At 30.8% G+C, this 22,165-nt stretch carries 21 protein-coding genes and 1 riboswitch; of the genes, 14 read left to right on the forward strand and 7 right to left on the reverse strand.

Translation table 11 applies throughout. The features are described from left to right. The first annotated feature begins 10 nt into the window (after positions 1-10). Positions 11-1,315 carry an amidohydrolase family protein gene (locus PUD86_06955; GenBank protein ID MDD6777015.1) on the forward strand — a complete coding sequence of 435 codons (1,305 nt, stop codon included), beginning with the start codon at positions 11-13 and terminating at the stop codon, positions 1,313-1,315. Here PUD86_06955 and PUD86_06960 read toward each other — a convergent pair. Then, the gene (locus tag PUD86_06960; GenBank protein MDD6777016.1) at positions 1,308-2,951 is read right to left on the reverse strand and encodes a fumarate reductase subunit A; all 1,644 of its coding nucleotides are present in this window, start codon (positions 2,949-2,951) and stop codon (positions 1,308-1,310) included. The genes PUD86_06955 and PUD86_06960 overlap by 8 nt on opposite strands. Positions 2,952-3,165: 214 nt before the next feature. Here PUD86_06960 and PUD86_06965 point away from each other — a divergent pair, with 214 nt between their 5' ends. Beyond that, entirely contained in the window at positions 3,166-3,540 is a 375-nt protein-coding gene (locus tag PUD86_06965; GenBank protein MDD6777017.1) for a DUF120 domain-containing protein, read from the forward strand. Positions 3,541-3,584: 44 nt separating this feature from the next. Then, a riboswitch (FMN riboswitch) is annotated at positions 3,585-3,717 on the forward strand. 50 nt (positions 3,718-3,767) lie between these two features. After that, on the forward strand, positions 3,768-4,451 hold the full coding sequence (gene ribB / locus PUD86_06970) for a 3,4-dihydroxy-2-butanone-4-phosphate synthase (protein ID MDD6777018.1): 684 nt from the start codon (positions 3,768-3,770) through the stop codon (positions 4,449-4,451). A 1-nt stretch (position 4,452) separates the two neighbouring features. On the opposite strand, the gene PUD86_06975 is transcribed toward ribB, so the two are convergent. The 3 genes from PUD86_06975 to gatA all read right to left on the reverse strand — a co-directional run bounded on the left by PUD86_06975 (position 4,453) and on the right by gatA (position 7,819). Next, entirely contained in the window at positions 4,453-4,863 is a 411-nt protein-coding gene (locus tag PUD86_06975) for a hypothetical protein (protein MDD6777019.1), read from the reverse strand. Continuing rightward, positions 4,863-6,359: an AAA family ATPase gene (locus tag PUD86_06980; protein MDD6777020.1), complete on the reverse strand. Its 1,497-nt coding sequence runs from the start codon at positions 6,357-6,359 to the stop codon at positions 4,863-4,865. The genes PUD86_06975 and PUD86_06980 overlap by 1 nt, the downstream gene beginning before the upstream one ends. A gap of 89 nt (positions 6,360-6,448) precedes the next feature. After that, the gene (gene gatA, locus PUD86_06985) at positions 6,449-7,819 is read right to left on the reverse strand and encodes an Asp-tRNA(Asn)/Glu-tRNA(Gln) amidotransferase subunit GatA (protein ID MDD6777021.1); all 1,371 of its coding nucleotides are present in this window, start codon (positions 7,817-7,819) and stop codon (positions 6,449-6,451) included. A gap of 178 nt (positions 7,820-7,997) precedes the next feature. Here gatA and PUD86_06990 point away from each other — a divergent pair, with 178 nt between their 5' ends. The 8 genes from PUD86_06990 (at position 7,998) to albA (ending at position 15,742) form a co-directional block, all read left to right on the forward strand. Next, positions 7,998-8,303, forward strand: a complete 306-nt coding sequence (locus PUD86_06990) for a hypothetical protein (GenBank protein MDD6777022.1) — start codon at positions 7,998-8,000, stop codon at positions 8,301-8,303. Positions 8,304-8,318: 15 nt separating this feature from the next. After that, positions 8,319-8,831, forward strand: a complete 513-nt coding sequence (locus PUD86_06995; GenBank protein ID MDD6777023.1) for an energy-coupling factor transporter transmembrane component T — start codon at positions 8,319-8,321, stop codon at positions 8,829-8,831. Between the two features lie 12 nt (positions 8,832-8,843). Then, positions 8,844-10,460, forward strand: coding sequence for an ATP-binding cassette domain-containing protein (locus tag PUD86_07000; protein MDD6777024.1), 1,617 nt, complete (start codon positions 8,844-8,846; stop codon positions 10,458-10,460). 4 nt (positions 10,461-10,464) lie between these two features. Continuing rightward, on the forward strand, positions 10,465-11,070 hold the full coding sequence (locus tag PUD86_07005; protein ID MDD6777025.1) for an ECF transporter S component: 606 nt from the start codon (positions 10,465-10,467) through the stop codon (positions 11,068-11,070). A 346-nt stretch (positions 11,071-11,416) separates the two neighbouring features. Then, complete coding sequence (locus tag PUD86_07010; GenBank protein MDD6777026.1) at positions 11,417-12,652, forward strand: ATP-binding protein; 1,236 nt, start codon at positions 11,417-11,419, stop codon at positions 12,650-12,652. Between the two features lie 175 nt (positions 12,653-12,827). Further along, positions 12,828-13,622 carry an HAD family hydrolase gene (locus PUD86_07015; GenBank protein MDD6777027.1) on the forward strand — a complete coding sequence of 265 codons (795 nt, stop codon included), beginning with the start codon at positions 12,828-12,830 and terminating at the stop codon, positions 13,620-13,622. A 124-nt stretch (positions 13,623-13,746) separates the two neighbouring features. After that, positions 13,747-15,285, forward strand: coding sequence for a 2-isopropylmalate synthase (locus PUD86_07020; GenBank protein MDD6777028.1), 1,539 nt, complete (start codon positions 13,747-13,749; stop codon positions 15,283-15,285). A gap of 181 nt (positions 15,286-15,466) precedes the next feature. After that, positions 15,467-15,742, forward strand: coding sequence for a DNA-binding protein Alba (gene albA / locus PUD86_07025; protein MDD6777029.1), 276 nt, complete (start codon positions 15,467-15,469; stop codon positions 15,740-15,742). Positions 15,743-15,754: 12 nt separating this feature from the next. On the opposite strand, the gene PUD86_07030 is transcribed toward albA, so the two are convergent. Next, positions 15,755-16,411: a PHP-associated domain-containing protein gene (locus tag PUD86_07030; GenBank protein MDD6777030.1), complete on the reverse strand. Its 657-nt coding sequence runs from the start codon at positions 16,409-16,411 to the stop codon at positions 15,755-15,757. Between the two features lie 5 nt (positions 16,412-16,416). After that, on the reverse strand, positions 16,417-17,445 hold the full coding sequence (locus PUD86_07035; GenBank protein MDD6777031.1) for a DUF1786 domain-containing protein: 1,029 nt from the start codon (positions 17,443-17,445) through the stop codon (positions 16,417-16,419). 89 nt (positions 17,446-17,534) lie between these two features. Here PUD86_07035 and PUD86_07040 point away from each other — a divergent pair, with 89 nt between their 5' ends. The 3 genes from PUD86_07040 (at position 17,535) to PUD86_07050 (ending at position 20,881) form a co-directional block, all read left to right on the forward strand. Next, entirely contained in the window at positions 17,535-18,836 is a 1,302-nt protein-coding gene (locus PUD86_07040) for a TrpB-like pyridoxal phosphate-dependent enzyme (GenBank protein MDD6777032.1), read from the forward strand. 444 nt (positions 18,837-19,280) lie between these two features. Beyond that, positions 19,281-20,081: a ParA family protein gene (locus PUD86_07045; protein ID MDD6777033.1), complete on the forward strand. Its 801-nt coding sequence runs from the start codon at positions 19,281-19,283 to the stop codon at positions 20,079-20,081. Beyond that, entirely contained in the window at positions 20,081-20,881 is an 801-nt protein-coding gene (locus PUD86_07050) for an AAA family ATPase (GenBank protein MDD6777034.1), read from the forward strand. Before PUD86_07045 ends, PUD86_07050 begins: the two co-directional genes overlap by 1 nt. A gap of 92 nt (positions 20,882-20,973) precedes the next feature. Here PUD86_07050 and PUD86_07055 read toward each other — a convergent pair whose 3' ends face one another. Further along, positions 20,974-22,086 carry a radical SAM protein gene (locus tag PUD86_07055; protein ID MDD6777035.1) on the reverse strand — a complete coding sequence of 371 codons (1,113 nt, stop codon included), beginning with the start codon at positions 22,084-22,086 and terminating at the stop codon, positions 20,974-20,976. Positions 22,087-22,165 lie beyond the last annotated feature (79 nt).

Consider the following 22,165-nt stretch of genomic DNA (forward strand, 5'->3'; position numbering starts at 1 on the left):
GGGTGTTATTATGAGTGACAATTCTATTTTAATAAAGAATGCATTAATTTTAAGTCCAAATACAAATTTTGAAAATAAACAATCTATTTTAATTAAAGATAATTTAATCGCTGAAATTTCATCTCAAATTGATGAAAGTAATGCTAGTAAAATTATCGATGCTACTGGAAAAATCGTAATTCCAGGATTAATTAATACTCATACTCATTTATCTATGACATTATTTAGAGGATTAGCTGATGATTTAAGTTTAGATAGCTGGTTAAATGATCATATCTGGCCAATGGAAGCAAATCTTAATGGTGATTTCTGTTACATTGGTGCTCTTTTAGGTGCTGTTGAACTTATTAAATCCGGAACAACAACATTTTCTGACATGTATTTCTATATGGAAGATGTTGCACGTGCTATTGATGAGGCTGGAATTAGAGCTGTATTGTCATATGGTATGATTGATTTTGGTGATGAAGAAAAAAGAAAAAATGAAATTAAAGCAAACTTAGAATTATTCGAAGCATGCGATGGCATGGCTGACGGAAGAATTAAAGTTTTCTTTGGACCACATTCACCTTATACTGCCTCTGAAGAGTTATTAATTAAAGTTCGTGAATTAGCTGATGAATATAATATGGGAATTCATATTCATGTTTCTGAAACTCAAAAGGAAATTGAAGATGTTTCATCTCAAAAAGGCTTAAGACCTTTCGAATATTTAGATAAAATCGGATTCTTAGGTCCTGATGTTGTTGCAGCACATAGTGTATGGTTAAGTGACAATGAAATTGAAATCATTAAGAAAAACAATGTAAAAATTTCACACAACCCATGCAGTAACATGAAATTAGCTTCTGGTGTTGCTCCAGTTTCCAAATTAATCGAAAATGACATTTGTGTTTCTATTGGAACTGATGGTGCTTCTTCAAACAATAACTTAGATTTAATTGAAGAATTAAAAACCGCTTCCTTACTTCAAAAAGTTTCTACTTTAGATCCTAAAGTTTTAAATTCAGATGAAGCAATAGCTATGGGTACTATTAAAGGTGCTGAAGCTTTAGGTCTTGAATCTGAAATTGGTTCTATTGAAGTTGGTAAAAAAGCAGATATTGTTTTAATTGACACCAATTCAGCAAATATGGTTCCAGACAGTTCTTCTTTAAGTTCAAATATTATCTATTCTGCAAATGGTTCAAATGTTGATACAACTATTTGTGATGGTAAAATATTAATGGAAAATAAGAAATTAACAATTCTTGATGAAGAAGAAATTTATGCAAAAGCTAGAAAAGCAATAAAAGAATTAAAAGAAGCTATCTAGCTTCAAATTCTATTTTATTGTTATTAAATACTATACTCTTTTTCCATTCATCGTTTGTTTCAGGGAAATCAGATCTAAAGTGAGCTCCCCTACTTTCTCTACGTAATATCGCTGATTTTATAACTAAAGTACAAATTTCAACCATATTTATTACTTCAAGAGCATTAACTAATTGGTCATTGTATTGTTTTTTGTCGCTGACATCCAAATTAGGTAATTCTTCTTTCATTTGTTGAATTTCTTTAAGAGCTTCATTTAATGTTTCTTCATCTCTTATGATAGCTACTTTTTCCCACATTAATTTCTTGATATTTTCTTTGAATGCATATGGTTTAATACTACCTTTTTTAATTAAGCTTTCAATTCTTTCAGCTTCTTTTTGGACTTGTTCGTCGTTAGTTTTAATTTCAGTGCCTTCGCATGCTTTACTTGCACTTTCACCAGCTATTTTTCCAAATACCTGAGTATCAGCAAGTGCATTTCCACCTAAACGGTTTGCTCCGTGAACTCCTCCACAAACTTCACCTGCACCAAACAAGTTAGCAAGAGATGTTGAAGCATCAGCATTTATTTTTAAACCGCCCATGAAATGGTGTGCGGTAGGTGCTACTTCAATTGGTTCACTTTTAATGTCAATTCCAACATTGTCAAACTGTAAAACCATGGTTTCTAATTTTTCATCAATGTAATCGTCATCTAAGTGTGAAATGTCAAGGTAAACACCGTTGTGTTCACTACCTCTTCCTTCGATGATTTCTTGATAAATAGAACGTGCAACTACATCACGGGTAGCTAATTCCATTTTTTCAGGAGCATATTTGCTCATGAATCTTTCACCATCTTTGTTTAAAAGTTTTCCACCTTCTGCTCTAACAGCTTCGGTTACAAGTACTCCTTTTTTGGATTCAGGAGCAACCATTCCGGTTGGGTGGAATTGAACTTGTTCCATATCGATTAATTTTGCTCCAGCTTTGTAAGCTATTGCAAATCCGTCTCCATTTTTTTGGAATGTGTTTGATGTTACAGGGTATAATTGTCCAGCTCCTCCACTAGCAAGAATTGTAGATTTTGCTTTAAAGTAGATTAAGCTAGAATCTTTTAAATCAAGACCGGTAGCTCCAATAACTTGGTCATCGTCGGTTACAAGGGAAGTAATCATTACTTCTTCGATACATTCAATGTCTCTTCTGGTAATTTCTTCTTTAAGTGCATTTAATAATTCGGCACCTGTTCTGTCTCCTTGATAACAGGTTCTTCTGTAAGTTTGACCACCAAATGGTCTTTGGTCAATTTCACCAGATTCCTGACGGTCAAATAAAGCACCGTAGTTTTCCAAATCGATTAATCTTTTTGGTGATTCGCTAACAAGAATTTTTACAAGCTCTTCATCGTTAAGGAAGCTTCCACCTTTGAGTGTATCATGAATATGTGCATCGATGGAATCATCTTTGTCTACAGTTTTAAATACTGCGTTGTATCCACCTTCTGCCATTCCAGTACAACCTGATCTAAATGAAAGACCTTTTGATACGATTGTTGCTTTTAATCCAGCATCATCAACTTCAATTGCTGCTCTTGCACCTGCTCCACCAGATCCAATAATTAATACATCTGTTGATATAGTTTTTATTTCCATTATAATTACCCTGTAAAATTTATTATAGTAATACTTTGTTTTTCAATTATTAAATAAATTTCTTTTAAATATTCATTTAGTAAAGTATATTATGATATAATGCATATAGTTTAGATTAAATTTTATAATTTTATTTCATGCATTGTTTAAATTAAATCGTTGATATTTTAAACAGTATTTTGAAGTAAATATGAATTTAATTAGAGGCTATTTCATGAAAATTGATGGTGAAGTTACAACCGGTTTAGGAAAAGCAGCATATTTCCTTTCACAGGAATTTTATACCAATGAATTTAAGAAAAATTTAGGCTTTGTTCCATTTCCAGGAACTTTGAATGTTATTGTCAGTGAGAAATATTTAGATGAAATTAATGAAATTAAAAACAACTGCCAAAATTTAATCAAACCTGATGAAGGATTCGGTGCTGTTAAATATATCGAAGCTAAATTAAATGAAGATATTAGTGGAGCTATTGTATTTCCGGCTAAAACAACCCATGAAGAAAACTATTTAGAATTTATTTGTGAAAACAAATTAAGAGATGAATATAATTTAAAAGATGGAGATATTGTATCTCTTGAATTTTAAAATTAAATAGTAAAATTTTTTATATATTATTGATAAAATTACAACTACGTTCTCAGGGCGGAGTGAAATTCTCCACCGGTGGTGATTTTTTTATAAAAATAAGTCCATGAGCACAATTGTGTTGATTTGGTGAGATTCCAAAACCGACGGTTACAGTCCGGATGAAAGAGAAGAAATAAATATGTTATTTTTGGCCCTGGTTCTAGTATTATAAAGGAGATATTACTATGAATCAAGAAACAAACTTTGAAAAAGCGCTAGAAGCAATTAGAAATGGTGAATTTGTACTAGTTTTTGATGACGATGACAGAGAAGGCGAAGTAGATATGATTATCGCATCCGAATTCGTAACTCCAAAATCTATTGCTACTATGAGAAATGATGCAGGTGGATTAATCTGTAACTGTTTACACGGCGATTTCTGTGATGAAATTAAATTACCATTCATGGTAGACATTATGAATGCTGCAAGTGAAAAATATCCTGATTTAGCTAAACTTGCACCAAATGATATTCCATACGATGAGAGATCTTCATTCTCTATTTGGGTAAATCACAGAGACTCATTTACTGGTGTTACTGACCATGACAGAGCAATGACTATCAGTGAAGCTGCTATAATGATGAAAGAAGAAAGATTCGATGAATTTGGAGCAACTTTCAGATCACCTGGACACGTATGTCTTTTAAGAGGTGCTGACGGTCTTGTTAAAAATAGAAGAGGACACACTGAAATCGGTCTTGCTTTATGTGAAATGGCAGGAGTTACTCCTGTTTGTGTAGTTTGTGAAATGATGGATGGTGAAACCGGACAAGCTACATCCGTTGCTGATGCTCGTAAATACGCTGAAGAAAACGGTTTAATCTTACTTAAAGGTGAAGACATCATTAATAAATATTTAGAAGAATAAGCTAATTTCCATTAGCTTTTTCTGCAATATAATTTGCAATAAATTGGGTTATTTGCTGGAGTTTATATGAATTGTAAATTCCAAAAGCAATATATTTCCCATCTTTCATTCTAATTTCCAAACCATCCCTAACTTCTTTTGATTTAGTTATTGAAGCTATTGTATTCCATTTAATGCGTAATGTTTTAGTGTTAAGTGCATTTTCAATATGAATACCGTCATCCAATATTCTAACTGTTTTTATAATACGGCGATTGTTTTTTTTACCAATTTGGATATTTCCGTCATCATCAAAAACATAATCAGGAATGATACATGATGTTTTCCAGCCCTGTTTCATTTTTTTTAAAATATGGACTTTATCCTTTTTTGTTAGTTTAACACCAGTTTTAGGGCTTAAATTAAGTGCCATTATATCATCTTCTGTTTAATTTCATCAAATGAGTATATTTTTTCAAATTCAACTTCTCTTGCCATGCTGATTATTTCATCAACATTTAAGTTGTTTTCAACTAATTCCATTGAGTGTTTTGTAAACAGTTCGTATCTGATTTCAACTTCAGGGATAAATCCTCTCATGTCTGCAGATTTCAATTTAGGCAATTTCATTACTTTGTCTACATTTGTATTGTTTTTGATAAATGGAACAACATCATTGAAAATTTCTTCATTGTATACTTTATTAAGTAATATTGCTTCTACAGGAACACCAAATTTTTCAAGCATATTTGCATGTGAAACTAAATCTATTGCAGCAGATTCTATTCCTCCTTTGTTAACTCCTGAAACTAGTATCATCGGGATTTTTGATGACATTGCAATTTCAGCTGCAGAGTATGGTACTTTTTCATTTAAAAGTCCTGTAAATACGCTCATTACTCCTTCAATCAAAACAATATCATAGTCTGAAGAATTAAGTTTTGCTATTGTAGACTGGATATCCATCCAACCGAGATGGCCAATTTTTATAGATGAGAAGTCTTCCATTTTTCCTTTTGTTAAGTATAGTCCTGGTATAATATCACGAACATCTGGACCTACTTTTAGTAGTGCAACTTTATATCCTCTTTTTCTTAAAGCACCTGCAAGTCCTGTAACAATGAATGTTTTACCTGAATCAGACCCGTTACTTCCAATCATCAAGTATTTTGGTTTATTGGTTTTTTTATCTAATTTTGGAACTTTTATGTTAGTGTTAATTCCAACTTCACTATGTAAAAATTTTATTACATTTTTGTTTCTATTGTAGATATCATCAATATCCTTAGCATCTATTTGTTCCAATAAATTTTTTACAAGAACAGAATTTTCATCCAATATGTTATGAATCATAGTACCGATTACATTACCATCATCATTACATGCACCTGAAAAAATATTGTATTGCTTATCTTTGTTGGTATCACCATAGTTCATTCTTTGAACCTGTGAGTAGAACAGTGGTTTGGCATCTCCTTCAACCTTACCGTAGGTGTGAGTGTGAAAACCGTCAACATCTTCTTTTTGATTTTTAACAAAAAATGAATTGTCAATTACTTTTGCCTTAACACGATCACTTGTTATTAAAGGTGAAAAATTAACGTCAATTAGCCCTAAACCTTCTTTTATAATTGGTACTGGAGATTTTCTTCCAATATCTATCTGATTGGATAATAGTTGAAATCCTGCACAAATTCCAATAATAGGCTTTCCATCACGAGCCATTTTTTTAATTTCACTGTTTAGGCCCATATCGATGCTGTTTGATTCAATTAATGTTCCACCTGGAATGATTAATGCATCAAGCTCTTCACTAGCTTTCAAACCATCAACAAGACCATTTTCTTTAACAATATCTGTTGGTAAATTTCCAAAATCTTCAAATCCTGGAACTGCTCCACTAACATAAGCAAGTCCGATTCTTGTCATAAAATAACCTCTTAATAATCTATTATTCTTTTTGAATTATAAAAATTAGAGGTACATTTCAAGTGTAAAATAAATAAGAAAAAAAGAGTTTATTGAGTGTTTTCAAATACACTCATAGCTTTAATAATTTTTAAATCATCTAATGGTTTTGCTTGTAATTGTAATCCTACTGGAATACCATCTACTTTACCTGCTGGTATGCTTGCTGCAGGAATACCTGCTAAGTTAGCAATTACAGTTAAAATATCGTAAGCATACATTTCCATTGGTTCTAATTCACTACCAATTTCGTGAGGAAGTTTAGGTACGGTTGGACCAACAATTAAATCTACATTTTCAAGCATTGAAGTAATTTCAGATCTGATTACAGATCTTGCTTTTAAAGCTTGTTTGTAGTATTTACCACTAAATTCAGCTTCAGCAATATGTGAACCTATTTTGATTCTTCTAAGTACTTCGTCTCCACATACTTCTTCGATTCTAGAACCATATTCTCTTCCATCGTATTTTCTGGTTGCAGAGAAGAATTCTACATAGTTGATTAAGTAATAGGTTGGTAAACATAAGTCAATGTAGTCAAAGCTTACTTCAACAAGTTCAGCACCTGCTTCAACTAATTTGTTAATAGCTTGGTTTACAGTTTTGTTGATTTCATCATCAGTTACATCGATGAATTCTTTACATACTGCAATTTTCATACCTTCTAAGCTAGTGTCATCTAATACGCTGGTAAAGTCAGGTTTATCCCAGTCAAGAGTGGTACATTCAGTTTCATCGTATTTTGCAATAGTATTTAATGCAAGTGCAATACCACTTACGTCATTGGATAAAGGTCCAATTTGGTCTAAACTCATTGACAAATCGAGTAATCCTTGTCTTGAAACTGCTCCGTAAGTTGGTTTAAATCCAACTACACCACAATGGGATGCTGGGTTTCTGATAGATCCACCAGTGTCAGATCCGATGGTAATATCACACATTTCTCCAGCGATTGCAGCTGCACATCCTCCAGAGGAACCTCCAGGAATTCTACCCATAGCTGCTGGGTTTTGTGTAGGTCCGTAGTATGAAGTTTCAGTTGAACTTCCTGCTGCAAATTCATCCATGTTTAGAATACCAATGATAATTCCATCTTCATCTAAAATTTCTTTAACAACAGTTGCATTGTAACTTCCAAGATAGTCTTCTAAAGTTTTTGAAGCTGCTGAGATAACTAAATCTTCAACATTAATGTTTGCTTTAATACCGAATACCAATCCAGCTAAAGCACCAACTTCTTGGCCGTTTGCAATTTTTTCATCAATAGCCTCTGCTTGTTTTAACGCATTTTCATAATTTAATTCAATAAATGCATTAATGTTTTCGTTATTTTCGTCAATAACTTCAATGAAGCTTTCTACATTTTCTTTAGCTGTCATTTCTCCATTTTTGATGGAGTTTAATTTTTCAATAACGCTCATTAAAACACCTAATAATCGTAAGTTATAATATTATTAGTTTATTTTTTAAGGTTTATAAACTTGCTTTTTTTAAACTTGGAGTTTTTTTTAAAATGTTAAATACTTTAATGATTAGATATATAATAACATTTAATAATTTTCAAATATATTTTAATCAATAAAAGTGTAGAATGATAACATGGAACTTACAGATATTCATCCGGGAATTTACATATGCTACTATTTGATTCTCGTGTTGTTTGCATTTATTTTCAACAATCCTTTCTTTAGTCTTACATTTTTATTGTTAATGATTGTATTAATTTATCTTCAGGATTTAAGTTCCCAGTTAAAAAGTACATTGATGTTTTACATTCCAATGGCTGTTTTAATAATCATTCTAAATCCTCTGTTTAATAAAACAGGTGCTCACAAAATCTATCTTTTTTCAAATTTCTTTATTACCTATGAAGCTTTGATTTATGGGATTTTAATGGCTATTTAACTTTTAATTATCCTTTTGGTATTTACTTCATACAATAAATCAGTTTCATACCAGGATATGCTTTACATCTTTTCTAAAAAGCTTCCAGTTGTGTCAATGATTATTGTTATGGCGCTACGTTTTGTTCCGCTAATTACTAATAGGGCAAGAGAAATTGGAAAGATTCACAAACCATCTCTTAAAGATGATTCTTTTATTAATAAAGCAAAATCTAAAGGTAAGGTAATGGGAATAACCGTTGCATGGTCTTTGGAAGAATCCATGTTTACTGCTAAATCAATGAAATCACGTGGTTATGGCAGTTCTAAGAGAACCTGTTATTTGTCTTATAAGTTATCACAAATTGATTATGCTTTAATTGCTTTAATTAGTGTTTGTGTAGCTATTTTATCTTACGGATTAATCAATGGAATTGGTATAATTACAATTTATCCTTCAATTAATTTTTCATTTACTCAAATACCCGTTAATATTTATTATTTTGTATTTATTGTATTTGTTATCTCCATTGATTTTTTTAGAAATTAGGGAGGTAATCCAATGGCGTTAATTGAGTTTAATAATTTTAGTTTCAAATATAATGAATCTGAAGATAATATTCTAAGTGATATTAATTTAGAAGTTGAATCAGGTGATTTTGTATTAATTTGCGGTCCGTCTGGTTGCGGTAAAACAACACTTCTTAGTAATTTAAAAAAAGAATTGCTTCCAAATGGTATTCGCTCAGGGGATGTTAAATATGATAACTGTTCTGTTGGCGATTTGGATGAATTAGTATCAGCATGTGATATAGGATATCTTTTCCAAAATCCTGATGCTCAAATTGTTACTGATAGTGTAATTCAAGAAATTGCATTTCCTTTGGAAAACATAGGAACTCCTACTGAAGAGATAAGAAACAGAATATCGGAGCTTGTTTCATTTTTTGGAATCAATGAGATATTACACAAAAATGTTGATGAACTATCCAACGGACAAAAACAGCTTGTAAATCTTTGTTCTTTATTGGTTTTAAGACCTAAAGTTTTAATTTTAGATGAACCTTTATCTCAGCTTGATCCGATTACTTCATACAAAATATTATCAATTATTAGAAGATTAAATGAGGAATTTTCAATTACAATAATCATGAGTGAACATCAGCTTGATAATATTTTCCCGCTTTGTGATAAGGTTGTCTTTTTAAACAATGGTCAGATTGAATTTAATGACAATCCACGTGATGTATGTAAAAATATGAAGGATGATATGGTTTATGGACATTTTCTACCTTCAATTTGTAAAATATACAAGCTATTAGTTGATAATAATCCATCTTTAGCTAATTTGGATATTCCACTTAATATTCGTGAAGCAAGAAGGTTTTTAAATAAAGTTCCTAGTGATATTATAACTTCTAGTTGTAATTTGGAATTTAGTTATGATTCAAGTAATGAAACTCTTATTAAAATGAAGAATGTCTATTTTGCTTATGAAAAACACAATCTAATTATTAAAAACTTAAATTTTGATTTAAGAAAATGGGATTACGCAGCTATTGTTGGAAGTAACGGTTGTGGAAAATCAACATTGCTTCAGATATTAACAGGTCTTATTGATCCAATTAAAGGAAAGGTAAAATCCAAAAAAGACCTTAGCGTTGCTTATGTTCATCAAAATCCGATGATTCATTTTTCCCATGATACTGTAAAGGAAGAATTAGTTGAAGATAATGAAAATAATTCTAATTTCAAAAACCTTGTAGAATTTTTCCAAATTGAAGATTTACTAAATCAACATCCTTATGACTGCAGTGGAGGAGAACAGCAAAAAATCGTTATTGTTAAGGCACTTTTGAAAAACCCTGATGTTTTGGTTTTAGATGAACCGACCAAATGTTTGGATCCAATTTCATCTAAAATAATTTCAGATAAATTAAAAACACTACACAATGAGGGTTTAACAATTATTATGGTCTCTCACGACTTGGATTTTGTTGCAAACAACTGTAACAGATGTTTAATGCTATTTGATAAAACTATCCAAGTAGATAATCATCCTAAAAATATATTTGTTGAAAATAATTTTTACACAACATTTGTTAACAGAATGGTTAAGGACCATCTTAACTGCGCTGTTACCATTGGAGATGTTGCTCAAATTTGGAATTTAAAGTGATAATATGGAAATATCAATGTTAATAACTATGGTTTTGTCAATTCTTCTTATTGTTGGAGTTATTTATTCAATTTTTAAGATGTTTGAAAACTCAAAACCTACTACTGAATCTATTGTGCTTTTGGCAATTTTAATTGCTACTGCATCTATTGGACGTTTGATTTTAATTTCAATACCTTCTGTAAATCTACAATCATTCATTGTTATTATGGCAGGTATTGTTTTTGGTAAAAAAGAAGGATTTATCGTTGGTTCTTTATCTGCTCTTGTAACCGCAATGATTTTAGGAATTGGCCCTTGGGTTGTCTTCCAGATGATTGGATGGGGATTAATGGGACTTACTGCAGGTTTAATAGCTGAAAAATTAGATAATATTGTTTTCAGAGTTGCATTTGGATTAGCATGGGGATTATTATACGGATGGATTGCTGATTTAAGTGGAATTTTCTATTTAGGTTCTATCAATTTAGGATCAGTTTTAGGTTTGTTTATATCCAGTTTCCCATTTGATATGTTGCACGGAGTTTCCAATGCTGTATTATTGGCAGTTTTCTACAACTGGTTTAAAAAGATATTTTTAAGATCAAAAACCAAATACTTACCCCAATAGCTTTTTTAAGCTATTCTTTTTTTCTTTTTAGTAAAATTTTTAAATACATTTTTTTTATCTTATTTGTTGATAATACTTACATAATCTTTGAAATCTTTTTTTATATAATTTTATGATGTTTTAAATTAACTCTATTTTTTTGAAATATGTGGGTTTGATAAAGTTAAATGATTGATTTCACAGTTGTGTTTTTTCATCTTTTTGCAGTTTAGAAATATTTATATTTAAATTACATACAATATTTAATTAAGAAATTTTTCTTTTGTAGATGGAATTTTTTTATAATTTTAAAAATTTTTCTCTCTGATAAAGAATTTTTTATAGCAAACCATAGGGGTCATTTTTCATGTCAAATAATTTGATTAAACGTGCGGCATATGTTAATCAGTTAAAGGATTATGTCAATACTGATTTTGTTAAGGTATATACAGGTATTAGAAGGTCAGGTAAAACCAGTTTAATGTATAATATTATTGACGAGCTTAAATCAATGGGGGTTAAAGACGAAAATATCATCTTCATTTCATTTGAATCAAGGGAATATAATCAAATCGATAGTAGTGAGAAATTGGATGAAATAGTTTACAATAAAACCGAAAATATCAAAGGGAAGATATATCTTTTTTTTGATGAAATCCAGCAAGTTAAAGGTTGGGAAAAATCTATAAACAGTTATCGTGTTTCTATTGACAGTGATATATACATTACAGGTTCAAATTCAAAGTTGCTATCTGGTGAGCTTGCCACACTCCTGACTGGAAGGTTTTTAACAATTAATGTGTATCCATTTTCATTCAAAGAGTTTATCCAGTATAAAAATGAAATTGAAGGTGTTGAAATAAACGAATACTCAATAGCTAAACTATATGATGAGTACTTCAATTTCGGAGGCATGCCTGGTATTTTGACATTGGGAAGTAATGAGTTTAAAAAAATGGCTTTAAAAGACATTTACAACTCAATTCTTTTTGAAGATATCGTTACAAGATTTAAGATAAATAATATTGACTTGCTACAGCGTTTCAGCAGATATATGATTTCAAGCACTGGCGAAATATTTTCATCTAAAAGCATAAAAAATTATCTTAAAAGCAATGACATCTATACTTCTCAGGACACACTACTTAAATATAATAGCTATTTAAATCAGTCATTTTTTATCTCCAAATGCAAATGCTTTGAGCTTAAAGGAAGAAAAGAAATGAAAATCCTTGGAAAATATTATCTGATGGATCATGGATTTCATCATGCCCTAATTGAAGACAACATCTTAAAAGTAACTAAAATTCTTGAAACAATTGTTTATATTGAACTTCTTAGAAGAGGATATAAGGTCAATGTAGGAAGAAATCCTGATGATACCGAAGTGGATTTTGTTTGTGAAAAATCAGGTAAATACAAATATATTCAGGTATCTTACAGATTATCTAGTGAAAAAACACTGAAACGTGAAATTAATCCATTACTTCGCATACCTGATAAATATGAATCTATACTTATAACAACTGAAAACCATGACTTCTCTAAAGATGGAGTCAAACATCTAAACATTATTGATTTCTTATGTGGAAATGATGTATAATGCATAGACATAAGATTTTTGAGGTTTTGGAGAATGGTTGCTTGTCATAATTATTTTAATGTTCTATTGACTTCATAATTAATATCTAACTTCAATAGTAAAAAATCTCAAATATCAATACAGCGATATTCACGATAAGCATACATATAATTTAGAAGTGATATAATTATTAATCATGAAAAAAGCTGTTGTATTTGATAACTCAGGAACATTGATTGAGCGATATCGTGTTATTAAAAATGTTGTTACCGGAGAGTTTTCAACTGACGTTAATTCTTTGGATTTAATAGATTCTAAAGATTCACTTGTGTTGGTTGTTCTTCAATATAATACAAATAAATTTTTAGATTTAAATCAGGACACCTTAATTTGTGATGTTATCAGACAGTTTAATATTGATTTCGATATTAGTTTTTCAAAAAAACAGTTTTCCAAAGCTGAAGTTAAGGAAATTATTGATAAAGAGACTACTGCTACTGTTTCAGATATTACTGATGCTTTTGACATGTTAGGTGAAAAAATTCCACAAATGGAATTATGCAACGGTTCTGCTTTAATTTTGGATATGGATTTGGGTATTGTTTTATACACAATTACTTCTGCTGGAGTATTTTTCCCTAAGGTTTTTGAAACAGTTGAGACATTAAAATCCAGAGGAATTGAAATTTTTATTGCATCCGGTGATAGAAAAGGAGCTATTAACAGACTTGCCAGTTTACTTGATGTACCTGAGGATAATGCCTATGGAACTGTTTCAACTAAAGGCAAATGTGAAGTTGTATCTATCTTAAAGGATGCTGGTTATAAAGTCATGATGGTTGGGGATGGACTTAACGATATTCTTGCATTTAAAAAAGCAGATGTAAGTGTTTTAACAATAGAACAAAAAGAGGAAGTATCTGATAAATTAATGGATAAAACAGACTATATTATTGAGGATATTTTTGAAGTTGTTGATATTGATTTTTAAATTATTATTTTTTTTAAGTTTTAACTTATAACTTATAACTTATATCAAATTTTTACCAATGAAAAATTTATTAATATTCAATTTTATACTTATATATTATAAAATGGCAAATGGGAGGAATACTATGTCTTTTACAAATATGGAAACTCTAAAAAAAGATAATATGAATTTAGCTGATAAAATTTATATTTTGGACACAACATTAAGGGACGGTGAACAGACTCCTGGTGTTGCTTTGACTGTTGATGATAAAATTCAAATTGCTCAAAAACTTAACAATTTGGGTGTAGATAAAATAGAAGTTGGTTTTCCTGCTTCTTCACCAGGGGAAATCGAATCTGCTAAAAAAATTAAAGCAAGAGATTTGGATTCAACCTTAGTTGGTTTATCACGTAGTTTAAGAAAAGATATTGATGCGGTAATTGATGCAGAATTAGATTATGTTCACACTTTCATTGGTACTTCTCCATTGCACCGTGATTATAAACTTAAAAAGTCAAAAGAAAAAATCATTGACTCTGCTGTTGATACAGTTGAATATGCAAAAGATCATGGTTTAACTGTTGAATTTTCTGCAGAAGACGGTACTAGAACTGAACGTGAATTTTTATTTGAAATATTTAATGAAGTGGTTAGTGCAGGAGCTGACTTTTTAGATGTTCCTGATACTGTAGGTATATTAACACCTGCTCTTACACGTAATATGATAACTGATATTAAAAACAATTTCAAAACACCTATCAGTGTTCATTTCCACAATGATTTCGGACTTGCTAATGCAAATACTCTAACAGCTATTGAATGTGGTGCTAATCAGGCTCACGTTACCATTAACGGTTTAGGTGAAAGAACCGGTAACTGTTCATTAGAAGAATTAGTAATGGCTCTTAAATCTGCTTATCAAATTGATTTAGGACTTGATACTACAAGATTATACAGTTTATCCAATTTAGTTGGTCGTTTAACTGGGGTTAAAATGCCTGTTAACAAACCAATTGTTGGTGATAATGCATTTGCTCATGAATCAGGTATTCATGTTCATGGTATTTTAAACAATGCATCAACCTATGAACCAATGTCTCCTGAGATGGTTGGTCACTCTCGTAGGATTATTTTAGGTAAACACACTGGTGCTAATGCAGTTAGAGCTAAATTAAAAGAATATCATATTGATTTAGATGAAGAACAATTTAACAATGTTTTCAATAGCATTAAATCTTTAGGTGACAGTGGTAAATGTGTTACAGATGATGATTTAGTAGCTATTGCGATTACTGAACTTTCATCTGCTCGTGAAACACCTATTATCATTAAAGGTTTAAGCATTTCAATGGGTGCTAATGTTTCTCCAACTGCTACTGTTAAATTAGAAATTGATGGTGTTATTAAAGAAACTGCAAGTACTGGTGTTGGACCAATTGACGCTGCTTTAAATGCTGTTCGTGATTTAATTCAAGATACTATTGATATGGAATTAGAAGAATATAACTTAGAAGCCATTACTGGTGGTACTGATGCTTTAGCAGAGGTATTTGTAGTCACTTCTGATTCTGAAGGCAATAATTCTACCGGACGTTCAACAAATCAGGACATTGTTATGGCAAGTATTCTTGCTATTGTTGATTCTATTAATAAATTATTATTAATTAAAAGGTCCATTTAATAATATTTAATTATTTTTTTTATTTGGACTTTCTGTTTAATAATTTTTTTAATTTTATTATTTTTGTTTAATTTTTATTTATTTTTTATCTTTTTTTTGAGGTTTTTGTCAAGTTTTTTATAATTCATATGTAAAATTTTATATACATTAATCTGCTAATATTACTATGGTGACTTTAAATATGGAGAATAATACAATTTTTGTTGGCAGTAAACCTGTTATGAATTATGTTTTAGCAGTTGTTACACAATTCAATGAAGGCAATAATGGTGTTGTTCTTAGGGCAAGAGGTAAAGCTATTAGCCGAGCTGTTGATACTGCTGAAATTGTTAGAAACAGATTTGTCCCAGATTCAGATGTTACTGATATTCAAATTTCAACTGAAGAAATTGAAAACTTTAACAATGAAAAAACAAATGTTTCTATTATAGAAATTTCAATGGAAAAGAGTGAATAAATACTCTTTTTATTAAAATTTCTTTAATAGATTCTTCTCAAATAAATATTTTGAAAGTAAAATGTTTGAGGTTCCTTTTCCCTTAGCTTGTGTTTTTCCTTTAACAATTGCTTTTAAGACACTATCAATATCTTTTTCACAATCAATTAAACTGTAACAATCACCCACAAATTTCCAGTAGTGAGAGTCACTTGCTCCTAGTGATGGAATTTTTTTATTTTGTGATAATTTTTTTGCTTTACTGTTACAATATCCTACAATAAATCTTGCGTTTTTTGTTTCTATTGCATCAATTTTTAACTTTTCATTTTCACTTTCACACAAAAGACCATGTCTGTAAAAACAGTAAGGATGAGGGATAATTGCTATACCCCCTAAATCATGAATTCTGTCTATTGTATCTGCAGGTGTTAGTCCTTTAGGTATTGTTTGCTCACACCCAAAACCAAGGATATGACCTTGTGTTGAAGAAATTTCTATAGATGGAATGGCAAGTATATCTGTATTTCTAGTTTTTCTTAAAACTTCACTAGTTCCATCTACAGTATTGTGATCGCTTATTGCTATGATGTCGATATTTCTACTATTAGCTACTTTTAAAATATCATCAATTTTAGAACTTGAGTCATCTGAGTATTCACTGTGAATATGTGAATCCATTTTTAGCATTTATATCATCCTAAGATTGTTTTAACCAAACCGATGGTACCAGTCATCATTACATCTCCACCAGGTGCAGCATGATGCCAGTCAAGGTTTGTTTTTTCTATTAGTTCTCTTTTAGGTCCGCTAACAATGACTTTTTCAAGTTTTGATATAGGATTAAGTACATGTGCACCGTGTCCGTGATCATTGTATACTTCTTCGTTGGTAATTGTACCTTCAGCTAATCTTTTAAGGTATCTTTCAAGTGATTCACCAGTTAAGCTTGAAGTGTGGTGTTCAAATACTCCCTGGATTTTTCCATCTTCAATAGTTGCTGCGGTAGTATGACCGTTACCGATGTCTATTACAATATAACTGTTTAATTTTTCTGCAACTTCATCAAAGCACATTCCAGCTATTGATGCAAATTTAGTATCCATTAATAATGGAGTCTCATCAATTCCTTCACTTTCAACTGTTCTTTTAACAGCATTCATTCTTGTAAAATATTCAGGTAAATCTTCTAAAAATCCAAATTCCAATGGAGAAATTGGTTTTGATATTTTTTCTCTGATTTTTTCGAATCTGAAGTCTCTGTCACCCATATTTTCATTGTATCCATGGTCTTGAACTGCAATAGCTATTTTATCAAAATCAAATTCCAAATCATATCCTAATAAGAAATTGGATAATTGGGTTATATTTATATCTCCCATTTTGATTTTTGTATAACTTGAGTAATCTTTGGATTCGTTTGCAATTTCAATTCCATATGATTTTACCTGATCTAAATTATCACGTATAGTTCTTGCACATAATGGTTCCATTACAACAGAGTATCCTTTTTCCATATGTTTTAAGATACTTTGTTTTATTTTTCCTCCACCCATTATTTCTCCTTCAAAATAAATGTCATTTTCAATTTCATTTATCTGTTGGGAGATGAATAAGTGAGGAGAAGGCAAAACCAGTTTAATAGAGTTTTCTAATTCCTTTTTGGTATTGTAAATCATTATGTCTTGGGTACCTGTTCCAACATCAATAGCTAATACTCTCATAATTTTTCATTGTTTTTTATCATATTAATAGTATAGTGTACACTTTTGTACTACAAAGCTTTATATAGTACATTAGAGTAACTATTATTATGGATTACAAAATTACTTTAAACTCAAATGAAGTGCCTAAACAATGGTACAATATTAATGCTGACTTGCCTGTTGAACTTCCTATGCCAAAAAACAGTGAAGGTAGAGACCAAATTACATCTCTTCAAAAAGCTTTCACTAAAGCTGGTTTAGAGCAGGAATTTTCTCAAGAACGTTATGTTAAAATCCCTAATGAGGTTAGAAAACTCTACATGCAAATGGGTAGACCTTCTCCTTTATTCAGGGCAACTAACTTAGAAAAATACCTAAATACTCCTGCTAAAATCTACTACAAACGGGAAGATACATCCCCAACGGGATCACATAAACTAAACTCTGCAATTCCTCAAGCATACTTTGCTAAAAAAGAGGGTGTTGAAAGACTTACTACTGAAACCGGTGCTGGACAATGGGGTACTGCTTTATCTTTAGCATGTAACTTACTTGACTTAGACTGTACCGTTTACATGGTAAAAGTTTCTTTCCAACAAAAACCTGACAGAAAAAATATCATGAACATCTACAACGGTAATGTTTTCGCATCCCCAAGTGAAAATACAAAAGTTGGTCGTGAAATTTTAGCTCAAAACCCAGATCACCCTGGTTCTTTAGGAGTTGCAATTTCTGAAGCTATGGAAGAAGCATTAGAAAATGAAGAAGTTAAATACACATTAGGAAGTGTTTTAAACCACGTAATGTTACACCAAACAATTATTGGTCAAGAATTGAAAAAGCAATTACAAATTGCTGATGAAGAACCTGACGTAATGATTGCTTGTGCTGGTGGTGGAAGTAACTTCGCTGGTTCCTTATTCCCATTCATTAAGGATAAAATTGATGGTAAATCTGATACTCAGTTTATCGCTGTTGAACCTAGTGCTTGTCCTACTTTAACTGAAGGTAAATACGAATACGACTTTGGTGATGTAAACGGATTTACTCCTATGCTTAAGATGTTTACCTTAGGTCACGACTTTGTTGCACCTAGTGTACATGCAGGTGGATTAAGATACCACGGTATGTCTCCTCAAGTTTCCCTTTTAACTAAAGAAGGTTACATTGAACCTAGATCTGCTCACCAAAGAGATGTATTTGAAGCAGGTATTACCTTTGCTCGTACTGAAGGTGTATTACCAGCTCCTGAGACTACTCACGCAATTAAAGTTGCAATTGATGAAGCTATTAAATGTAAACACACTGGCGAAGAAAAAACTATTGTTCTTAACTTCTCCGGTCACGGTATGATGGACTTAAAAGGATATAGTAGTTATTTTGAAGGTACTTTACCTAATTCAAAATAATTATTTTTCTTATTTTTTTTTATTTTTTTGTTTGTTATAAGTTATAACTAATAACTTACTACTTATTTCTTATTACTTATAACTTATACTTATAAGTTATAACTTATTTCTATTAACAAATAACTGATAACTTATTTGTGAAAACAAATAATTTATAAGATAGAAGTTATAAAATATAACTTATATGTTAAAAGTTAGTTATGATAAGTTATTTCTTAAAACTTATTTTTTATAACTTAGACGTTTTAACTTAAAACTTAATTCTTATCCCTTAGAAGTTAAAACTGATAAGTTATTTCCCCTAAGTTTTAATTTATAAGATATAACTTAATCCTTTTAACTTATACTGAATAACTGAAAAGTTATTCTTTTAACCCTTTAAATTTTTAAGTTATAAGTTATCTGTGATGACTTAAAACTTATCATATGCAGGAGAATTCTTTAATGAGTGAAATTATAGCGGTGATGAATCAAAAAGGAGGTTGTGGTAAGACAACTACTGTCGTAAATACTGCAACTTCATTAGCAGTAATGGGAAAATCTGTTTTAATTGTTGATATGGATCCCCAAGCTAATGCTACAACTAGTTTTGGGATTGATAAGACAAAAGTAGAAAATACAGCATACGATGCTCTTATTGGAGATATAAATATTAAAAAAGCAACAATTCCTACGTTTATTAAAAATTTGTTTATTATCCCTAGTAATATATCTCTTAGTGGAGTTGGAATGGAGCTTTCTAGACGTGAAAATTATCACATTGTCCTTAAGGAAACTCTTAAAGATGTTGCACCATTATTTGATTACATATTCATCGATTTACCTCCTTCATTAGGTGTCATAACAGTCAATGCATTAGTAGCTTCAGATAGTGTTTTAATACCTATCCAATCTGAGTATTATGCACTTGAAGGGGTAGCTGATTTAATCAACACTATTAAACTTGTTGAAAAAAGACTTAGAAGTCCAACACCTATTAAAGGAATTCTCCTAACCCTATATGATAAAAGGACTAGACTCAGTAAAGACGTCCGCAATGAACTTAAAAAATACTTTAGCGATTCAAACTTATTATTTGACACTATAATTCCAAGAAATATTAGATTAGCTGAAGCCCCAAGTTATGGAAAACCTTGTTTAATTTACGATCCTGAAAGTACAGGTACCAAAGCATATCTTAAATTAGCTAAGGAAATCCTTAAAAGAGATGAAAAGGGTGAAAATAACAATAAGGGGGATAACTAATGGCTAGAAAAGGACTTGGAAGAGGTTTAGATGCTTTAATTCCTGAATTTTATAATGAAGATTTCGACAGTAACTCTGCACTTTCTCTTGAAGATATGCTAAGTGAAGACGAAGCTATTGATGATATTGTTCCTGAAACTACTGAGAGTAGTGAGGAAGAAGTTGTTGAAGAAGAAAACAAAGATTCAGATGAAGAATCTAGTGATGATGAAGGCACTGATATATCTGATGATACTCAAGAAGAAGTTTCAAAAGATGATGAAAGCGCAGATGAAAAATCTGGCGAAGAATCTGATGAAGAATCAGAAGAAAATGATGAAAAAGACAGTGAAGATGAGTCTTTAGATGATGATAATGATGATGCAGAAGAGTCCGTCTCTGAAGATGTATCTGATAAAAATGATCAAAAAAATATATTCGAAAAAATAGAGGATGAAGAAAATGATCAAGAAGATATTGATGAGTCCACTGAAAGCTCAACTGAAGAGGTTGAAGACTCTGAAGATGGAGACTCTGCTAGTGATGAGAGCTCTCAGGATAATCCTGAAGATAGTGAAGATAGCGATGAAGATATCCTCTCTACAGAAGAAATTAAAATTATGGAAAATGTAGCAGAAGTTAAAGAGATTGTTGCTAAAAATCCAAGAATTACATTATGGTCTTCAAAATCATCTGCTGTATTTAGATATTTAAGAAAAACTGAACCTGAATTCAGTATTTCTAAAGAAGCTTCAAAGTTAATTGATGATGCTGTCTCCAAAAAGTACCCTGAAATATGGGAATTATTTGAAGATGTATAATTTTTTACATTAGAAATTATATTGAGTAGATTTTATTATACTTGAAATTATACTTGGTATAATTTTCTTGATACTATTTTTTTCTATTATTTTTAAAAATCAAATGTTGTTTGATACTCTCCCTTAATCTTAATATAAGGGTCTGCTCTTTCTATTACAACGCCTAATCTTTTTAGTTGTTCTTTATTGGAGAATGGTTTTTGCTTGCGAATAGATACAATATCATGTGCAGACTTGACTCCAATTCCAGGTACACGTATAAGTTCACGAATTGGTGCAGTGTTTATTTCTACAGGAAATATATTCATATTTTTTGCAGCTAAAATCTTAGGATCCTGGGTAAGGGACAACTTATCATTTTCGTCAAATATCAGTTCTTTTACATTGTAGTGGTATTGATTTAATAGACTATCTGCATTATAGAGTTTTGCTGTTCTGTCTGTAGAACAGGCTTCTTTATCTTTGAAATCTGTTTCTTCAATAGGGGTAAAAGCTGAGAAGTATGTTCTTTTTAAATTTGACTTTTTGTATATCTTTTCCATTCTACTCAATATCTCTTTGTCAGTCTCGTTGTTTGCACCGACAATAAGTTGTGTGGTGTGAGTAGATTTTGGATATGTTGTACTTTTATGTTGTAGAGAATTGATCCATGATAATCTTTTCAGTATATCTTTATTGTAATCCTTTGTAGATGATAATTCACTTAAACCGGATGATGTGGCTGCTTCAATATTGATACTGACCCTGTTTGCTAGTGCCATTGCTCTTTTAATGGAGTCTTTGCTTGCACCTGGAATAATTTTTAGATGTATATAATCGTCGTACCCGTATTTTTTTCTAAGTAGACTGATAGTTTCTATTTGTTTTTCCATTGTAGAATCAATATCATCAGATATACCTGAACTTAAAAATAATCCATTTACTAATCCTCTATTGTAGTATCCAAGAAAACCTTTTGCAAGTTCTTCGGGACTTAACTCAAGTCTTGTAAAATTTCTTTTGGACTGGTTGATACAATATTTACAATCATTTTTACACTTGTTTGTCATGAGTGTTTTGAAAAGTGGTATTTTACAACCATTATGCCCAATAGCTTCATAGATTCCAGGCAGATTTATCTGTGAACTTTTATGATGGTTGACATAGTCACATAAATCATATTGGGCTGAGTCAGTTAGTATTTTCATTTTCTCTAAAGTGCTCATAGTAATATTATATTTAATTTATTTACAGTTATAAGTTTTCTATTGAAAAACCCTATTTTATACAATCCTTTAAAAGAGA

The organism is Methanobacteriaceae archaeon (assembly GCA_029219465.1).
In the GTDB taxonomy this organism is placed as follows: Archaea; Methanobacteriota; Methanobacteria; order Methanobacteriales; family Methanobacteriaceae; genus Methanocatella.